At 65.8% G+C, this 18,844-nt stretch carries 14 protein-coding genes and 1 tRNA gene; 7 read left to right on the forward strand and 8 right to left on the reverse strand.

Features of this window, described 5'->3' with window-relative positions:
• Positions 1-93: 93 nt before the first annotated feature.
• Positions 94-4,074 carry an ATP-dependent RNA helicase HrpA gene (gene hrpA, locus AC5RVY_RS15720; protein ID WP_493955645.1) on the reverse strand — a complete coding sequence of 1,327 codons (3,981 nt, stop codon included), beginning with the start codon at positions 4,072-4,074 and terminating at the stop codon, positions 94-96.
• Between the two features lie 110 nt (positions 4,075-4,184).
• On the reverse strand, positions 4,185-4,352 hold the full coding sequence (locus AC5RVY_RS15725) for a hypothetical protein (RefSeq protein ID WP_493955646.1): 168 nt from the start codon (positions 4,350-4,352) through the stop codon (positions 4,185-4,187).
• Between the two features lie 81 nt (positions 4,353-4,433).
• Between AC5RVY_RS15725 and AC5RVY_RS15730 the strand changes: the two genes are divergently transcribed.
• On the forward strand, positions 4,434-5,402 hold the full coding sequence (locus AC5RVY_RS15730; protein WP_493955647.1) for a GlxA family transcriptional regulator: 969 nt from the start codon (positions 4,434-4,436) through the stop codon (positions 5,400-5,402).
• Here AC5RVY_RS15730 and AC5RVY_RS15735 read toward each other — a convergent pair.
• Both AC5RVY_RS15735 and AC5RVY_RS15740 read right to left on the reverse strand, forming a co-directional pair.
• Complete coding sequence (locus tag AC5RVY_RS15735) at positions 5,399-5,731, reverse strand: protealysin inhibitor emfourin (RefSeq protein WP_493955648.1); 333 nt, start codon at positions 5,729-5,731, stop codon at positions 5,399-5,401. The two genes, AC5RVY_RS15730 and AC5RVY_RS15735, sit on opposite strands and share 4 nt — an antisense overlap.
• A gap of 62 nt (positions 5,732-5,793) precedes the next feature.
• Positions 5,794-6,837 (reverse strand): M4 family metallopeptidase, encoded by a 1,044-nt coding sequence (locus tag AC5RVY_RS15740; protein ID WP_493955649.1) that lies wholly within the window; start codon positions 6,835-6,837, stop codon positions 5,794-5,796.
• 351 nt (positions 6,838-7,188) lie between these two features.
• On the opposite strand from AC5RVY_RS15740, the gene AC5RVY_RS15745 reads away from it, so the two are divergent.
• Positions 7,189-8,877, forward strand: a complete 1,689-nt coding sequence (locus tag AC5RVY_RS15745) for an HNH endonuclease signature motif containing protein (RefSeq protein ID WP_493955650.1) — start codon at positions 7,189-7,191, stop codon at positions 8,875-8,877.
• A gap of 48 nt (positions 8,878-8,925) precedes the next feature.
• Here AC5RVY_RS15745 and AC5RVY_RS15750 read toward each other — a convergent pair.
• The 4 genes from AC5RVY_RS15750 to AC5RVY_RS15765 form a co-directional block, all read right to left on the reverse strand.
• Positions 8,926-9,001, reverse strand: a tRNA-Arg gene (locus AC5RVY_RS15750).
• A 126-nt stretch (positions 9,002-9,127) separates the two neighbouring features.
• Positions 9,128-10,672, reverse strand: coding sequence for a ferredoxin--NADP reductase (locus AC5RVY_RS15755; RefSeq protein WP_493955651.1), 1,545 nt, complete (start codon positions 10,670-10,672; stop codon positions 9,128-9,130).
• Positions 10,669-11,541, reverse strand: a complete 873-nt coding sequence (locus AC5RVY_RS15760; protein WP_493955652.1) for an FAD:protein FMN transferase — start codon at positions 11,539-11,541, stop codon at positions 10,669-10,671. Before AC5RVY_RS15760 ends, AC5RVY_RS15755 begins: the two co-directional genes overlap by 4 nt.
• A 3-nt stretch (positions 11,542-11,544) precedes the next feature.
• Positions 11,545-12,018 carry an FMN-binding protein gene (locus AC5RVY_RS15765; RefSeq protein ID WP_493955653.1) on the reverse strand — a complete coding sequence of 158 codons (474 nt, stop codon included), beginning with the start codon at positions 12,016-12,018 and terminating at the stop codon, positions 11,545-11,547.
• Positions 12,019-12,188: 170 nt separating this feature from the next.
• On the opposite strand from AC5RVY_RS15765, the gene argS reads away from it, so the two are divergent.
• Genes argS through thrB form a run of 5 tightly spaced genes read left to right on the forward strand, consistent with a single transcriptional unit; the run spans position 12,189 to position 18,726 of the window.
• Positions 12,189-13,853, forward strand: a complete 1,665-nt coding sequence (gene argS / locus AC5RVY_RS15770; protein WP_493955654.1) for an arginine--tRNA ligase — start codon at positions 12,189-12,191, stop codon at positions 13,851-13,853.
• A gap of 5 nt (positions 13,854-13,858) precedes the next feature.
• Positions 13,859-15,325 carry a diaminopimelate decarboxylase gene (gene lysA, locus AC5RVY_RS15775; protein WP_493955655.1) on the forward strand — a complete coding sequence of 489 codons (1,467 nt, stop codon included), beginning with the start codon at positions 13,859-13,861 and terminating at the stop codon, positions 15,323-15,325.
• Positions 15,326-16,642 carry a homoserine dehydrogenase gene (locus AC5RVY_RS15780; protein WP_493955656.1) on the forward strand — a complete coding sequence of 439 codons (1,317 nt, stop codon included), beginning with the start codon at positions 15,326-15,328 and terminating at the stop codon, positions 16,640-16,642.
• Positions 16,643-17,749, forward strand: coding sequence for a threonine synthase (thrC, locus tag AC5RVY_RS15785; RefSeq protein WP_493955657.1), 1,107 nt, complete (start codon positions 16,643-16,645; stop codon positions 17,747-17,749). It abuts the gene before it with no gap.
• A 2-nt stretch (positions 17,750-17,751) separates the two neighbouring features.
• Complete coding sequence (gene thrB, locus AC5RVY_RS15790; protein ID WP_493955658.1) at positions 17,752-18,726, forward strand: homoserine kinase; 975 nt, start codon at positions 17,752-17,754, stop codon at positions 18,724-18,726.
• Positions 18,727-18,844 lie beyond the last annotated feature (118 nt).

Consider the following 18,844-nt stretch of genomic DNA (forward strand, 5'->3'; position numbering starts at 1 on the left):
CAACTCCACTGTGCAACCGGAGGTCCTCACCTTTGGCTCAACGACTCCAGCGAGTCATCACATTCGCCGAACCAACGTCCCTGGGCAGTACACCTAGGCCGGGGCAAGTGCCTTGTTAAGCATGGCGCGGATCCGCTTTTCGGACACTGAATAGGCGGTACCGAGCTCGACGGCGAAGAGGCTCACCCGGAGTTCTTCGATCATCCACCGGACCTGGGCGAGTTCGCCGCTGGCCCGCCGGCCTGGAAGCAGGGCGGACACGGCGTGGTCATAGTCATCCTCCAGCCGCTGCACCGCCGCCATGTTCAAGGCGTCGCGCTGGACGTTGCCCGGTAGGCGCTCCAGCCGCTTTTCGATGGCGGCGAGGTACCTTGGGAGCTGGCTGAGCTGGGCGTAGCCCGTACGGGCCACAAAGCCGGGGTACACCAGGTGCTCCAACTGGCTCCTGATGTCATTGAGCGCGCTGATCAGTGCCAGGCTGGTGGTGCCCTTGAGCTGCTTTTCGATCCGCCGGGTGCTGGCGAGGATACGCTCCACCACGGCGGTCACACTGAACACGGTATCTATCAGCTCTGCCCGGACCACCTCGTAGAGGGAATCGAAGGACGCCCGGTCCCAAGGGAGTCCGGCCGGAGTGAGCTTGTCGATCGCTGCGAGCGCACAGTCGGCGATCAGCGCTGATACCGAGCCATGCGGGTTCTGGCTGAACGTCAGCTTCTCCGTGTTGCTCAGGTGCTCCAGGACGTAGCGGTCAGGAGCGGGAACCCGCAACGCCAGCAGCCGGATCACGCCGCCGCGCATGGCGTTCTGCTGCTCCTCCGCAGTCTGGAAGACACGGAGTGCCACGGACTGGCCTTCGTCCACCAATGCGGGATACCCAGTGACGGTGTGGCCTTTGACGATATTGCTGACCTGACGCTGGATGGTCCCGAACGACCACTCGGTCAGGCCTTCCTGCTCACGGAATCCGGCAGGGGCGGAGCCGGCCGGCACCTGGGCCGAAGCCTGCCGCGCAGCTGGCCCGCCGTCGTCGGCCCCGCCCGCGGCGCGCGCGGCCTTGCTGCCGCTTGCCCGCTGGCCCGGGGCAGTAGAGGCAGGCGTGGCACCCAGTGATTCTGCAATGGCCCGGCGGGTGGCAGGCGCGAGCTCCTCTTGGAGCGCGGCGAGATTCTTGCCTTCGCCCAGGACCCTTCCCTTGCTGTCCACCACCTTGAAGGACACCCGCAGGTGCGGCGGCACAGCATCCCAGTTCCACGAACCGGGAGGGACGATGTGCCCGCGGATCCGGCGGAGCGCCAGTTCGAGGGACGGTTCAAGATCGTCGGAGGCCGGGTCAAAATCGGACTCCAGCACGGCCACTGCCTGCCGCGCCACGTCCGGGGCCGGTACGAAATTCTTCCGGACCTGCTTGGGGAGGGACTTGATCAGGGCCGTCACGAGTTCCACGCGCTGGCCGGGGATCAGCCAGCGGAAGGCTTTGTCATCCAGTTGGTTCAGGAACAGGACCGGCACTTCAGCCGTGACGCCGTCGTTCGGGCTGGGCGGTGACCCGGGCGCTACTGGACGGAACTCGTAGGTCAGCGGGAGCTCAAAGCCCTTGTGCAGCCACGTTTTCGGGTACGCGGAGACGTCCAGGTTGTCTGCGTCATCGCTGAGGAGGAGCGACTTGTCGTAATCCAGGAGGTCAGGGTTCTCCTGGCGCGCTTCCTTCCACCACTTGTCAAAGTGCCGCTCGGACACCACATCGGGGCCGATCCGTGCGTCGTAGAACTCGAAGAGCGTCTCGTCGTCCACCAGCAGGTCGCGGCGGCGCATCCGGGCTTCCAGTTCCTCAACTTCCTGCAGGAGGGCGCGGTTGCGGTGGAAGAACTTGTGGTGGGTTTTCCAGTCCCCCTCCACAAGTGCATGCCGGATGAAGAGCTCCCGGGCGACGACGGGATCAACCCTGCCGTAGTTGATCCTGCGCTGGGCAATGATGGGCACACCGTAGAGGGTGACCTTCTCGTAGGCCATGACTGCGCCCTGCCGGGTGGACCAGTGCGGTTCACTGTAGGTGCGCTTCACCAGGTCCGGAGCCACCTGCTCAGCCCAGACCGGATCGAATTTTGCCGCCACCCTGGCCCACAGCCTGCTGGTTTCCACCAGCTCGGCCGCCATCACGAACGTGGGTGATTTCTTGAACAGCGCCGACCCCGGGAAGATGGCGAAACGGGTGCCGCGGGCGCCGGCATACTCGCGCTTGCGCTCGTCCAGGATGCCGATGTGGCTCAGCAGCCCGGACAGAAGGCTGATGTGAACGCCGTCGTGGTTGCCTACCGGATCGGCAAGGCGTTTGTTGTCCAGGCTGATGCCCAGCGGCCGGGCCAGCTGGCGCAGCTGGGCAAACAGGTCCTGCCATTCGCGCACCCGCAGGTAGTTGATGAATTCCGCCCGGCACAGGCGGCGGAACGCGGACGAGGACAACTCCTGCTGCTTTTCCTGGAGGTAGTTCCAGAGGTTCAGGAAACCGGTGAAATCCGAATTCTCGTCCTTGAACCGGTTGTGCTTTTCCGCCGCGAGCTGCTGCTTATCCGTTGGGCGCTCGCGGGGATCCTGGATGGTAAGGGCCGCCGCCAGGATCATGACCTCGCGGACGCAGCCGCGTTTGCCTGCCTCCACGATCATCCGTCCCAGCCGGGGATCCACGGGGAGCTGGGCGAGCTTCTGGCCGACGGCGGTGAGGCCGCCGCCGCTGTTTGGTCCGCCTTTTCCGTTCTGCGGCTTGGCCGGTGCCAGGGCGCCGAGCTCGCGGAGCAGTGTCACGCCGTCGTTGATGGCCCTTGTTTCCGGCGGCTCGACGAAGGGAAAGTCCTCCACGTCCTTCGGTCCGCGCGCCACCCCCATGGCGGTCATCTGCAGGATGACCGCGGCGAGGTTGGTGCGCAGGATTTCCGGATCCGTGAAGAGGGGCCGTGATTCGAAGTCTTCTTCGGAGTACAGCCGGATGGCGATGCCGTCCGACACACGCCCGCAGCGCCCCGACCGCTGGCTCGCTGACGCCTGGGAGACGCGCTCGATGGGCAGGCGCTGGACCTTGGTGCGGTGCGAGTACCGGGAAATGCGGGCCGTGCCCGTATCGATCACGTACTTGATGCCGGGCACGGTCAACGACGTCTCGGCCACATTGGTGGCGAGCACGATCCGGCGTTTGTTGCCGGGATGGAACACCTTGTGCTGTTCCTGCAGGCTCAGGCGCGCGAACAGGGGGAGGACTTCGGTCCCGGCGAGCCTTCGGTTGGACTGGATGCGGGCCTGCAGGGCGTCGGCGGCGTCACGGATTTCGCGCTCGCCGGAAAAGAACACCAGGATGTCGCCGGGTGCTTCCAGGGCGAGTTCGTCGACGGCGTCACAGACGGCGTCGAGCGGGTCGCGGTCTTCCTCGAGTTCGTCGTCCGAGGCGTCCTCGTCGTCGGCTCCGGAGGGCGGCTGCGACAACGGGCGGTACCGGAGTTCCACCGGGTATGTCCGCCCGGAGACCTCGATGATGGGTGCGGGCTTATCGGGTGTGCCGAAGTGGTTGGCGAACCGCTCGGGATCAATGGTGGCCGAGGTGATGATCACCTTCAGGTCCGGCCGCTGGGGCAGGATGCGCTTGAGGTACCCGAGGATGAAGTCGATGTTGAGGCTGCGCTCGTGGGCTTCGTCGATGATGATGGCGTTGTACTTGCGCAGCATCTTGTCCCGCTGGATTTCAGCCAGCAGGATGCCATCGGTCATGAGCTTGACCTTGGTGGCGCGGCTGACCTCGCCCGTGAACCGGACCTTGAAACCGACCTCCTGGCCGATCTCCACGCCCAACTCCTCGGCAATACGTTCGGCAACCGTGCGTGCTGCCAGCCGGCGCGGCTGGGTGTGGCCGATCAACCCGTTCTCGCCCAGGCCGAGTTCGAGGCACATCTTGGGGATCTGGGTGGTCTTACCGGAGCCGGTCTCGCCGGCGATGATGGTGACCTGGTTCGCTGCGATGGCTGCCATCAGGTCTTCGCGGCGCTCGGAGACGGGCAGCTCGGCAGGATAGGAGATGTGAAGTGTCATGGCTGCTGCCAGTCTACTGCGGGAGCCCGGGCTTCCCGTTTCGACCACGTGCAGCGGGTCTGCCCGCTATGGGCTGGCTGGGTGGCTCAAGAGGCAGTGCTGGATCGCGGCTAGAAGAGCCGGAGGGTGTAGTTGGTGCTGGGAGGGTCCAGGGCGGACCAGGCCTCGTGGGATTCCAGGGGCCGCGTACGACCCCGGCCGTCGCGCAGGAGGGATGAAAGGGCGGCTGCGAGGATAACGGGAACCAGGACGATGAGGATGGTGATGAGGATTTCCATGCCTCCATGCTGCTCCTCGCACTGGACCAGAAAAAGTGGCAGAAATGCCCAATAAACTCAAATTCCTGCCACAATGGATGCATGCTGAAATCAGTCGCGGTCATCGTGGTTCCCAACTTCTCGATGTTCGAATTCGGGACTGCCTGCGAGGTGTTCGGGATCGACAGGTCCGGCCGGGGGAGCGGTGTACCCGCCTTTGACTTCCGGGTGTGTACGCCCACTCCCGGAAACGTTCCGCTCAAGTCCGGACTCTCGATGCACGTTGAGCTGGGCCTGGAAGCCACCGCCGATGCCGACCTGGTGATCATGGCCCCGTACGGGAGGGACGACGAGCTGCCCGGGCCGGTCCTTGAGGCGCTGCGGGCAGCGGATGCCAGGGGAGCCTGGGTGATGTCCATCTGCTCCGGAGCATTCGCCCTTGCCCGGGCCGGCCTCCTGGACGGCCGCCGCTGCACCACCCACTGGCACTATGCGGGCCAGCTGGCTGCTGAGTTTCCGGATGTGCAGGTGGACGAAAATGTCCTCTATGTCCAGGACGGCAACATCATTTCTTCTGCCGGTACGGCCGCCGGGATTGACGCCTGCCTGCACCTGGTGCGGGTGGAACTGGGTGCCCGGGTGGCCGCAGCCATTGCCCGCGACATGGTGGTCCCGCCACACCGTGACGGCGGCCAGGCGCAGTTTATCGACCGGCCCATGCCAACGTGCGGCTCAGCCCCGATGGAGGAGCTGCTCCGTTGGATGGTGGAACACCTGGACCGTGAACACACCGTCGGCGAGCTGGCCGCGCGTGTGCACATGTCTGCCCGGACTTTTGCCCGGAAGTTCCGGTCCGAAACCGGTGCCACCCCGGCGGCCTGGCTCAACTCCCAACGGGTCCTCCGGGCGCAGGAGTTGCTCGAATCCAGCGACCTGAATATCGAGGAGATCGCGCGGGAGTCCGGCTTCGGCCATCCGGTGCTGCTGCGGCACCATTTCGCGAAGGTCCTGGACACCAGCCCGCAGTCCTACCGCCGGGCCTTCCGCGGGCAGCTCGCGGAAGTGGTTTAACCCGGCGCTGTGCCTTCATCCCGGCGTTGTGCCCGCGATTCCTCGGCGGCCGCCCGGGTGCTGTCCACCAGTACGCGCCAAGGTCCAATGACCGCCTGCTCGGGAAGGGCGGCGCGGTGCTGCCCGGCGCGGATGGAGTAGATGAACCGGTCCGGCTGCGCCCCTGCAAATTCGGCTGCGGCAGCCCTAGGCGTCCGGGGGACGGCATCCCAAGGGCAGGCTTCCACGATGGGTTGCCACCTGTTCCGCGCTGTCTCCGACTCGGCGTTCACAGTCCACACCCGGGTCATCGCTGCAATACCGCCGCTGCGCTCCACACTGATCTTCATGGCCTGGTTCCTGGGGCGTACTTCGAGCCTGGCGGCCCGAACTACGCCGGCCAGGCATCCCGTTAAAGCTTGACCTTCACAGTTTCCCACGCGTTCCGCACGGCGTCATGCTCTTTTGATCCGGAACCGAACAGCTCGGCGGCAGATGCGGCCGTTGCACGGGCGAAGACCCTGAAGGTGGCGCCGGTGGGCAACGAACCGCCGGTGAGCGTCTCGTACCAGATCCGCCCGGGGGAGTCCCAGGCATTTCCGCCCAGCTGCTCCGCCAGCAGGTAGAACGCCCTGTTGGGGATGCCGGAATTGATGTGGACGCCGCCGTTGTCCGCGCTGGTCCTCACGTACGAGTCCATGGAGTCCGGTTGCGGATCCTTGCCCAGCACGTCGTCGTCGTATGCGGTTCCCGGGGCTTTCATGGAACGCAGCGCGCGGCCCTCCACCTGTGACGTGAAAAGGCCTTCGCCGATCAGCCAGCTGGCCTCGGCGCTGGACTGGTTTCTGACATACTGCTCCACGAGGGCGCCAAACACGTCCGACATCGACTCGTTGAGGGCCCCCGCCTGGTTCCGGTACACCAGCCCGGCGGAATACTGGGTGACCCCATGGGCGAGTTCATGGCCAATGACGCTGAGGGAGGCCGTGAAGCGCTCAAAGACCTCGCCGTCGCCGTCGCCGAAGACCATCTGCGTACCGTCCCAAAAGGCGTTGTCGTACAGCTTGCCGAAGTGCACGCTGGCGTTCAACGGCAACCCCCGGCCGTCAATGGAGTTCCTTCCAAAGACGTCCGCGTAGAGCCGGTGCGTGTGGCCGAGCCCGTCATAGGCCTCATCAGCTGCAGGATCTCCGGTGGCCGGCTCGCCCTCCTTGCGGACAAGTTTTCCCGGCAGGACTTCTGAACAACTGGTGTCGAAGATGCTGCGGTTTGACGGTCCGGGCTTTACCTGCCGCACTCCTGCCGGGGCTCCGGGAGCAGCCTGCGTGCGCGCCGCCTGGACAGACCGGACGTGCCCCAGCGCCTCCCTGGCGGCTCTGGCTGCCGAGGAAAACTCCGGCGCGTCCTGCCGTGCCAGGCGCCGCAACAGGTAGGGCGGAATGATGGAGCAGTACATGTGGAACCCCTTTGCTTCTGCTGGTGTGAACAGCCTACGAGGGGGCACCGACAAAGCGCGGGAGCCCGCAGGGCCACGCCGTAAATGTAATTGCACACTGCGTCGGAGTCTGCTGCGCTCAGGCGCCGGGGCGATTTGCCGCGCGCTGCTCATTCGTCGCTCTTACGCAAGCTACACAAATGACCCCCGCCCCTTCGCCGGTTTCCGAGCAGGGGAAGTCGGAAGATGTGCATCGGTGCCGGGCGTCTCCAAAGCCAGGAAGGAGCAGGTGCCAGCAACTGTTTGCTGGCCGGTTTCATCGCGCGCACAGAGGCGCCCGGTTTTGTCATACCCCTTCAGGATGATGGAGGTATGGAAACGGATTTGGCGGTGGTGCAGGCGGAGGGGGCGGTTGATGCGTCGGTCGCGGCTTTTATGGCTGCGCTGAGAGATACTGCCGAGTCCGATAATGCAGAGTCCGGCCCGGACGCTTCCGGGGGCGCTGCCCCTGGCGCTCCCAATGATGATCCGTTGCAGCGGTTGGCTGATGCGGCGGTGGATGTTCTTGCGGCGGTGGGGCGGTCGGAGGCGAAGATCGCGGCGGTGAAGGCGTTGGCGGTGGCGGTGCTGGCCGGGGCCACGAGAGCATTGAACGGCCCGGCCTCGTCTCCGCAGGAGGCCACCGCGCAGGACCGGAGCCTCGTGGCCGAGGTCGGGTGCGCGCTGACGATCGGTGACCTGGCCGCGGGGGCCCTGCTGGCTGAATGCCATGCGTTGACCACGTCGTTGCCCAGGGCGTTGGCGGCATTGCAGGCCGGGACGATGTCCTGGGCCCATGCCCGGACCATGGTCGAGCAGACCTCCTGCCTCGACCCTGCCGCTGCGGCGGCGTTGGAGGCCCACTTCCTGGACCCGGACGCCCCGGGCGAGGCCCGCAGGTGCCCGATCGGGGAGATGCCCGCGTACCGGTTCAAGGCCAAGGCCCGGGCCTGGCGGGAACGCCACCACCCCGAAAGCCTGGAAAAACGCCACGCCAAATCCGTGGCGGACCGGCGGGTGGAGTACTGGCCCGGCAACGACGGGATGGCCTGGGTCGCCGCGCTCCTGCCCGCCGACCACGCCTCGGCAATCTGGAACCGGCTCACCGCCATCGCCCGCGGCAAGCAAGGCCCGAACGAAACCCGCAGCCTGCCCCAGCTCAAAGCCGACACCTTCACCGAAGGCCTCCTCACCACCGGCACCACCGCGAGCAACAATGGCGGTGGCACCGGGGACGGCGAGGTAGACCGTAACGTCGGGGAGGAAACAATACCTGGCGGCCCGTTGTCGGGGATCCGTGCGCAGGTGCTGGTCACCGTGCCGGTGTTCGCCCTGATGGGCGCGACTGATGAGCCAGCGGTGCTTGACGGGTTCGGGCCTGTTCCACCCTCGATGGCCCGCAGGCTCGTCGCCGACGGCGCCGCCTCGTTCTACCGGGTCCTGGTCGACCCCCGGGACGGGGCACCGCTGGAGATCGGCCGGACCAGCTACCGGGTCAGCAAAGCGATGCGGCAATGGCTCAGGCTGCGGGACGGCAAATGCCCCTTCCCCGGCTGCAACAACCCATCCCTGGACAACGAGGCGGACCATATTCTCGCTTGGGGCCAGGGCGGCCCCACCGGGGTATCGAACCTGGGGCAGCCCTGTCCGAAGCACCACAAACTCCGCCACACCGGCGGCGGCTGGAAACCTACCCCGGCCAGCAAAACCGAACCACCCGGCTGGATTTCACCCACCGGCCGCCACTACAAAAGCGAACACCAGGACTGGGAACCTCCCCGCTGGCCAGACGCCGCTGTGCCGGAAAGCATCCGCGCCTTCGATGACCTCCTCGACCTATGGGACCTTTCCGAAGTCTGCCCTCCGCCGGACGAACCACCTTTCCCCCATGAATTTTTTCAAGACGAGATTCCGGAAGAGACGTTTGCGGACTGGTTCCTGTCGGGAGACAAGCCACTACCACCCCTGCTAACCCGACCCGGTACGCCGGCCACTGGGGTGTGCGGGTTAACCACCATCTGATCCGGATAAAAGAGAAGCACCCCGGCCGTGTGACCAGGGTGCTTCAGATGGTGCCCTCGATAGGATTCGAACCTACGACCTTCTGCTCCGGAGGCAGACGCTCTATCCCCTGAGCTACGAGGGCAATCCGGGGTTCCTGCCGTTGCCGGCGGGACGTCCTAGAGCTTAGCAGTAAGGTGGCCCGCAAGGGAAAATCGGCCCTCCGCCCGCGGTGCGGCAAGGTTACCTGGCGCCAGCAACGGTCCGAATGTCAGTATCCGGAGAACGAATCCACGTGCACCCGCCGCGCCCCGGCCTGCTTGGCCGCGTGCCGCAGGGAAGCGACGCTGGCCGGTGATCCCGAAATGTAGACCTCGCGGTCAGCAACGTCGGGGACAGCGGCCTTGAGGGCATCCCCGTCCAGCCGGGATCCCTGTGCGGTGAACGCGGTGATGTGCGGGGGAGGCTCCGATCCGTCTGCCATCCGGGCCACTACCGGGATGCCGGCGGCCCTTAGTTCGTCCGCGTAGGCGACTTCATCGGCAGTCCTGGCAAGCAGGAGGAGGACAGTGTCGCGGTCCCGCAGGCCGCCGGAGGAGATATGCGAGAGGAACGGCGTGATGCCGATGCCGGCAGCGATCAGCAGGACCGGCTTCCGGGGATCGCGGGGGAGGACAAAGTCGCCGCCTACCGACGTGGCCGTCACCTCGTCGCCCGGCTTCAAGGAAAGCAGGACCCGCTTGGCGGCGGAGACGGGCTCGGCAGTCCGCACCCCGAACTTCACCACGCGGTCACCGGGGGAGCCCGTAAAACTGAACACCCGGCGTCGTCCTTTCCCGTCTGCCTTCGGGTGCGGAAGGTCCAGCTCCATGTACTGTCCTGGCAGGAAACGGACTGGGCGGGAGGGCTGGAAGGAGAACTCGGTGGTGCTGGGCGTCAGCGGCCTCGTCCCGGTAAACCTCAACTTCACGCCGCCTCTCTGGCCCGCCATAAAGGCGAGCAGATTGCCCAGCAGCAGGGCAGCCTCCGGTGAATTCGCCAGGAAGCCGACGTTGTAGGGGACAGCGAAAACCATCCCCACCACGGCTGCAAGTGCCAGTTGCTGCCACCTGCGCGGCGGAAGCGTCAGCGGCTCGGTCAGCATGAACCCGACAAAGAACAGCAATGGCCGCTGGGCCAGTGACTGCCACAGCGCCATCCCCAGGGACATACCCGCCTGGAGCAGTTCTGCGGTGATGATCGCACTGGCCACGACAAGGAACACGGCGGCCATCTGGAATTTCCGGGTTCGGTACAGGACCAGGAGGACACCCGGGACCAGCAACCACAGCATGGCAGGCGTGGCCGCCCACCACGTGGCGATGTTGAGCCCCGAAAGCCCGGCGAGGAAGGCGCCCGCTGCGGCGGGGTTGAAGATATGGCGGCCGCGCCACGCCAGCGCATATTTGGAGGCCGACGCAAGCACGCAGGCCAACGCCACACCGGCCAGATCCAGCGGCATGAAGGAAGGCCAGAACAGGAAATACAGCAGCAGGCCGGTGATCAGCGAGGACTCCGAGTGGGGCCGCACGTGGAACAGCGCCGCCAGTGCCCTGTTCGAGGCATAGGTCAGGCCAAGGCAAAGGGCCACGTGCCCGAGCATCGCAGGAATGCCGAACGTCAACCAGCCCAGGACGCCGAGCAGCAGGCTGTAGGCAGCCAGGGCCGCGAGCACCAGGAGGATCAGCCGGTACATGGTGAACCGGCCCAGCACCGTATCCACCCGTCCAGCCACGGAAGGGGCAGGCCCGGCTTGGGGAGTTTCAACTGGGCTCATGTGAAGAGTGTCCCTTCAAAGTCGGCGGAGTGGGCCGCGCTGCCGTCGGAAAACACGGTCAGCCAGGAGAAATCGAATTCTTCCCGAAGCCTGTCTCCGGAGACAAAGAAAAGGGCGGTAGCCAGGGCGTCCGCGAGCATTGCCGTGTCCGCCATGGCCCAGGTGGCGACGGCGGTCCTGACCGGCTGCCCGGTGGTTCCGTCCAGCACGTGGTGCAGTCCATCGCCCCAGGCCCGGCGGTTGGAGGCGGAGGCGCACAACGCCCGCCCGGCCAAGGGAACGATGCCGATGGCCTGCGCGGGGTTGTAGGGATGCTCCAGGGCAACCTGGGTGGATACCGGTCCCCGCGCCAGAAGGTCGCCGCTGGCATCGATCACGAACGATTCCAGGCCCGCACCCACCAGTTCATCCGCGAGCAGGTCCACCAGCAGGCCTTTACCCGCTGCTCCTACATCCAGCACCACCGACGCCGTGCTGGTGATGGTGGTGCCTGTCCACTCCAAGACCTCGTCCCACGGTGGCGCTGCCAAGGGGGAACCCGAGGGCTGAAGGGAGTAGCCGGCGTCGTATCCCAGCTGTTCCAGGGAGGCCCCGATCAACGGGGTCATGGCACCACCGGTGATGCTGTACAGCGTCCGGTACAAGGGCCCAAGCCGCGCCGCCTCAGCCGGAAACTCATAGCGCCCCGGCCTGGCGGACAGGGCGCTGACGCGGGAATCCGAACGGAAGCGGGACCAATCGGCGTCGAAACGCTCCACGCGGTCCATCAGGCGCGCCCTAAGTGGATCACTGACTGGAACAGGCGTGGAAATTTCCCAATGGGTTCCAATCCCTTCGAACGTGGTGCCCTTCCACTCCGCAACCGGCACGGCCTACTGCGCCTCCTGCTTGATCTTCTCCACGGCCTGGTTGAACCCGCCGCTGGTCAAGGAAGAGCCCGCGACCTTGGACACATTGAGGTCGTCGATGTTCTTCCCCACAATCTGGGCTGAGATGCCGCCTGCGAACTCGCCCTGGAATTTCCGTGTGTTGGGGTTGGACGGGTGCTGGGTGATGTTGACGTCGGTGACTTTGCCCCCGGCGAGCGTCAGCTGCACCCCAACCGTCTCGGTGCCGTTGGGCGAAACATAGTTTCCCTCAGCGCTGTAGGTTCCGTCCTTGTACGTGGAACCGCTGCCGGCCAGCGACGATTCGCCTGGTGACGGGGTTGTGGCGGAGGTTTTGGCAGCGCTGCCGGAGGGGGCAGCGGGCGGTTCGGCGGCGGAAGGGGCGCAACCGGCCACCGTTCCGGCCAGGGAAAGTCCGGCGATTCCGGCGAAAACACTATTGCGGACTGACGGTCTCATGAAGGCTCCCAATTCGGTGAGGTGTTGTGGCAGTGCTTTGGTGGTGTCAACGTCGAACCCAGCGTATTGGTTCAACCTGTGCGGCGATGCGCTCCCGGCCGTGCAAATCCTGTAAACCCCCGGGCTGGCCCAATTCTTTTGCTGTGACCGGCCCCCGGTAGGCTAGAGGGGTGACTCCCGAAGAACTCTCCCTCGCCATATCCGCCTGCCTGAAAGACGCCGTCGCCGCCGGCGAGATCGCCCTTTCAGCATCAGCAGTGCCTGACGAGGTACGCGTGGAGCGGCCCAAGAACCGCGAGCACGGAGACTGGGCCACCAACATTGCCCTGCAGCTTGCCAAGCAGGCAGGCACCAACCCGCGCGAGTTCGCCACCGTGCTCAGCGCACACCTGAAGTCGATCGACGGTGTCTCCGCGGTTGATATTGCCGGGCCCGGCTTCCTGAACATCACCGTGGATGCAGCAACGGCCGGCGCCCTCGCCAAGGTCATTGTGGAGGCCGGAAGGCAGTACGGAACCAACACCGCGCTCGCCGGGCATACGGTCAACATGGAGTTTGTGTCCGCCAACCCCACCGGCCCCCTGCACATCGGGCACACCCGCTGGGCGGCGCTGGGTGATTCCATTGCCCGCGTGCTGCGCGCCTCCGGTGCCGACGTCACGGCCGAGTACTACATCAACGACGCCGGCTCGCAGATGAATACTTTCGCCAACTCCGTGTACTCACGCCTGCACGGCCTCCCCGTGCCCGACGGCGGCTACCCCGGCCAGTACATCGCCGACCTTGGCCACGAGGTGCTCACTGCGCACCCTGACATCCGCGAGCTCACTGAAGTGGCTGCGCTGCCGGTCATCCGGGCCGCCGCGTACGAGGCCCAGATGAAGGACATCAAAGCCACCCTCGCGGACTTCGGCGTCGAGTTCGACGTCTTCTTCTCCGAGCAGGAACTGCACGACGCCGGCGCCATCGAAAGTGCTGTGGCGCGCCTTCGCGAGCAGGGCCACGTGTTCGACGACGGCGGCGCCGTCTGGCTGCGGACCACCGACTTTGGCGACGACAAAGACCGCGTGATGATCCGTGCCAACGGCGAGCCCACGTACTTCGCAGCAGATGCCGCCTACTACCTCTCGAAGAAGGACCGCGGCTTCACCGAAAAGATCTACCTGCTGGGCGCGGACCACCACGGGTACATTAACCGGCTCAAGGCCATCGCCGCCTGCGCCGGGGACGATCCCGAGGTGAACATCGAGGTGCTCATTGGCCAGCTTGTGTCCGTTAATGGCGCCAAGCTGTCAAAGCGCGCCGGCAACATCATCGAACTGAAGGACCTGATCGACTGGCTCGGCAAGGACGCCGTCCGCTATTCGCTGGCGCGGTTCCCGGCAGACTCGCCGCTGACCCTGGACCCGGACCTGCTCAAGAAGCACAGCAACGAAAACCCTGTGTTCTACGTGCAGTACGCCCATGCCCGTTCCCGCGGCGCAGCCCGGAACGCCGTGGCCGCCGGGGTGGAGCGCCGCGTGGACGGCCACGACAGCTTCGACGCCTCACTCCTGGACCACGCCACCGAGAACGAGTTGCTCTCCTACCTGGGCAGCTACCCCTCCATCGTGGCCAAGGCCGCGGAGCTGCGGGAACCGCACCGCGTGGCGCGGCACCTGGAAACCATTGCCGGGGCCTACCACCGCTGGTACGACGCCTGCCGTATTGCTCCCATGGGTGATGAAGCAGTGACGGATGTGAACCGCACCCGGCTGTGGCTCAACGACGCCACCAGCCAGGTGCTTGCCAACGGCCTTGACCTGCTCGGTGTTTCGGCACCGGAACGGATGTGACGGCAATGTCTGTGCAGACCGGAAATACTGCTTCCCCGCTGGCGCCTGAATGGCTGGCGGTTCCCGCCGACCTGAACGCCCTGCAGGAGCCCATGTGGGCGGGAAGTGTGCAGCGTAACGACGACGGCCAGCTCACCGTGGGTGGTGCCACCGTCGCCGCCCTCAAGGAAAAGTTCGGAACACCCCTGTTCGTTATGGACGAGGCCGATTTCCGCGCACGTGCGCGTGCCTTCAAGGACTCCTTCGACGCCGCCTTCGCGGACATCTGCGGGGGCGTGGACGTCTACTACGCCGGAAAGTCCTTTCTCTGCACCGCCGTGGTGAAGTGGGTGGAGGAGGAAGGGCTGCGCCTGGACACCGCCTCCGGCGGCGAACTGGCCGTCGCCGCCCGCGCCGGCATTGCAGGGGAGCGTGTGGCACTGCACGGCAACAACAAGTCCGACGGCGAGATCAAGCGCGCCCTGGACATGAAACTGGGCCGGATCGTGGTGGACAGCCTGTCCGAGCTTGTCCGCGTGGGCGACATCGCCCAATCCCGCGGCGAGCAGGCAAAGGTCATGCTGCGGCTTACGCCCGGCGTCCATGCCCACACCCACGAGTTCATCGCCACCGCCCACGAGGACCAGAAGTTCGGCCTCTCCATGGCGGCAGACACCACAGACCAGGCTGGCTTGTCCGCTGCGGAGGAGGCGGTGGCTGCTGCCGCAGCGCACCCCGGCATCGACCTCCTGGGACTGCACTGCCACATCGGCTCCCAGATCTTCGAGCCTGATGGCTTCGCCATGGCCGCGGAGAAGCTGCTCCGCTTCCTCGCCGCCATGCAGGAAAAGTACTCCATCGTGATGCCGGAGCTGGACCTCGGCGGCGGCTACGGCATCGCCTACACGCCCGTGGACACCCCCCGCCCCGCAGCGGAGATCGCGGAGGCGATGGCCGCCGTCGTGCGTTCCACCTGCGCCGAACTTGGCATTGACTCTCCCCGCATCTCCATCGAGCCCGGCCGGGCCATCGTGGGCAGCACCACGTTCACCCTGTACGAGGTGGGGACGCTGAAGACCGTCCGCGTGGACGCCCCGCCCGCCAGTGACGGCGGCAACAACGTTACGTATCCGCGCCGCTATGTTTCGGTGGACGGCGGCATGAGCGATAACGCCCGGCCGGTGCTGTACGACGCGGATTATTCGGCTGTCCTGGCCTCCCGCTCGTCCTCCGCCGCGCCGCAGCTGTCCCGCGTGGTGGGCAAACATTGCGAGAGCGGCGACATAGTTGTTAGAGATGTATATCTGCCCGAGGACGTGGCAGCCGGTGATCTGCTTGCTGTACCGGGGACCGGCGCCTACTGCTGGGCCCTGTCAAGCAACTACAACTATCTGGCCCGGCCGGGCGTTGTCGCGGTGCGCGACGGATCTGCCCGGCTCATTGTCCGCGGGGAAACCGAAGAAGATCTGCTGAACCGCGACATGGGAGCCTGAATGACGGAAATGCGAACCCTGAAAGTAGCCCTGCTGGGCTGTGGCAACGTTGGGGCCCAGGTTGCGCGGATTCTCATTGAGGATGCCGACGCCCTTGCCGCCCGTACCGGTGCGCGACTGCAGCTCAGCGGGATTGCGGTGCGCAACGTCAACTCCCGCCGCGACGTGGAACTGCCCCAGGAGCTGTTCACCACCGACGCCGAGACCCTGGTCAAGGACGCGGACCTGGTGATCGAACTCATGGGCGGCATCGAGCCCGCCCGCACGCTGATCCTTTCCGCCCTGCGCAACGGCGCCTGCGTGGTCACCGGCAACAAAGCGCTCCTGGCCCAGGATGGCCCCACCCTTTACGAAGAGGCTGACAAAGCCCACGTCCAGCTGTCCTACGAAGCTGCAGTGGCCGGAGCCATCCCCATCCTGCGCCCCATCCGCGACAGCCTTTCCGGCGACCGGATCACCCGCGTGCTGGGCATCGTCAACGGCACCACCAACTACATCCTGGACCAGATGGACTCCACCGGGGCCCAGTTTGCCGACGCCCTGGCTGAAGCCCAGCGGCTTGGCTACGCAGAGGCGGATCCCACCGCCGACGTCGAAGGCCACGACGCCGCCGCCAAGGCCGCGATTCTTGCCTCGCTGTCGTTCCACACCCGGTTCGCCCTCGAAAACGTCCACTGTGAAGGCATCACCAGCGTCAGCGCCGCGGACATCGCCGCAGCCAAGGACGCCGGTTTTGTCATCAAGCTGCTGGCCATCGCGGAAAAGCTTGAGGATAACGACGGCGGCGAGGGCGTTTCCGTGCGCGTCCACCCCACGCTCCTGCCGCGAGAGCACCCGCTGGCTGCCGTCCGCGGCGCCTTCAATGCCGTGTTCATCGAGGCCGAGAACGCTGGCGAGCTGATGTTCTACGGCCAGGGCGCCGGCGGAACACCCACGGCATCTGCCGTGCTGGGCGACCTCGTCTCCGCAGCCCGCCGCCTGGTGCTCGGCGGCCCCGGACGCACCGAAACCACCACGGGCCATGTACCGGCACTGCCCATCGACGCCGCCGTCACCAGCTACTACATCGGCCTGGACGTCGCGGACCAGCCGGGCGTGCTCGCCAGGATCGCCCAGCTGTTCGCCGAGCACGGCGTGTCCATCGAAATCATGCGGCAGACCATCCACCGCGACGCCGAATCCAACGTGGAATCGGCCGAACTGCGGATCGTCACCCACCGCGCGTCAGAGGCTGCCCTTGCAGCCACCGTCGAGGCCGTGAAGGGCCTGGACGTCATCAATTCAGTTACATCCGTTCTGCGGGTAGAAGGAGTCTAAGTGGCTCACCAATGGCGCGGCGTTATCCGCGAATACGCTGACCGTCTGCCCGTGACGGAATCCACCAGGGTCATCACACTGGGTGAGGGCGGCACCCCGCTGGTGCACGCGCAGAAGCTCTCCGAGCTCACGGGCTCGGAGGTGTACCTGAAGGTGGAGGGCATGAACCCCACCGGTTCCTTCAAGGACCGCGGCATGACCATGGCCATGACCGCCGCCGTAGCGTCCGGCGCGAAGGCCGTGGTGTGTGCTTCCACCGGCAACACCTCCGCTTCTGCTGCCGCCTACGCCACCGCAGCAGGACTGAAGTGCGCCGTCCTGGTTCCCGAAGGCAAGATCTCCATGGGCAAGCTCAGCCAGGCCATCGCGCACGGTGCCACGCTGCTGCAGGTGGACGGCAACTTCGACAACTGCCTGGACATTGCCCGGAAGCTGGGGGAGTCCTACCCCGTGTTCCTGGTTAACTCCGTCAACCCGGCCCGGATCCAGGGACAGAAGACCGGTGCGTTCGAGATCGTGGACGCGCTGGGTGACGCCCCGGACATCCACGTCCTCCCGGTGGGTAACGCCGGAAACATCACCGCCTACTGGAAGGGCTACAAGGAGTACTCCGCTCCGTTCGAGTCCGAAACAGCCGGCACCCTGCCCGCCGTTGCTACCAAGACCCCCGCGATGTGGGGCTTCCAGGCTGCCGGGGCTGCCCCCTTCGTGGCCGGCCACCCCATCACGGAACCGGACACGATCGCTACCGCCATCCGGATCGGCAACCCTGCTTCCTGGGACGGCGCCATCGCTGCCCGCGATGAGTCCGGCGGGTTCATCGACGCGGTGACCGACGAAGAGATCCTCAACGCCCACCGCTGGCTGTCCTCCCGTGAAGGCGTCTTTGTGGAGCCGGGGTCTGCAGCAGGCGTTGCCGGGTTGCTGAAGAAGCACGCCGCCGGCGAGGTGCCGGCCAGCAAAACCATCGTCATTACGGTGACCGGCCACGGACTGAAGGATCCCCAGTGGGCCCTGCGTACCGAGGACGGCAGCGATGTCCAGCCGGTCAAGGTCTCCAACGATGTTGTCACCGTTGCTGCTGAACTGGGACTGGAAGAAAAATAACCTTGGACACCACCTCGCAGGCCACCGTCGGCATGCAGCTCATTGAAGCCGGACAACGAGTCACAGTCCGCGTTCCGGCCACCACCGCCAACCTGGGCCCAGGCTACGACAGCCTGGGCCTGGCATTGGCGCTGCACGACACCCTGACGGTGGAGACCCTCGAATCCGAGGAACTTCTGTTCGACCTCACCGGCGAGGGCGCGGAAACGTTGCCCCGCGACGCCAGCCATCTGGTCATCAGGGCCATGGAGGCCGCCTTCGAACGGCTCGGCTTCCGGCACGGGGGCCTCAAGGTGATCGCGGAAAATGTTGTTCCCCACGGCCGCGGGCTGGGTTCCTCCGCTTCGGCCGTGGTGGCGGCTATTTCCGCAGCGAACGCGTTGGTATCCGAGGAAAGCCGCCGCGGCAAGGACTGGGTGCTTCAGCTCACCAGTGAGCTTGAGGGGCACCCGGACAACGTGGCACCGGCTATTTTCGGCGGCCTGGCGCTGTCCTGGCAGGACAGTGACCAGTACAGCAGCACCAGTGCAACGGTGTCCGGCACGGTGGTTCCGGTCGTCGCGGTGCCGGACTTCGAGCTGTCAACGGAAACCGCCCGGGCACTGCTTCCGGCCTCCGTGGGGCACCACGCGGCTGCCATGAACGCAGGGCGCGCCGCACTCTTGATCCACGCCCTGACCACCAAGCCGGAATTCCTGCTCGCCGGTACCGAGGACTACCTCCACCAGAGCTACCGGGCAGAAGCCATGCGACCCAGCGCTGCGCTGATCTCGGCACTCCGGGCAGCCGGGCATGCAGCGGTTGTCTCCGGTGCCGGGCCCACCGTGCTGGTGCTGGCGGACGGACAGGCTGAAGCGGCCGCCGTCGTCACTTTCATCGAGCAGTTCACCGCGGCGAACACGCCGGACACAGGATGGCGTGTACTGAAGCTGGCAGTGGACGTTGAAGGTGCTAAGGTGGAGTTGCACCGGCGGTAATTGACGCCTATCTGATCTGCTTATGCACTTAGTTGCAGCCTGGTCTCCTACTGCGCAATCTATTCCGGTGCCACCTGCTTGGTCTGTCGCAGGAATCTGCAGCATTCAAAACTGCCCC

The organism is Arthrobacter sp. Ha26 (genome assembly GCF_059091705.1).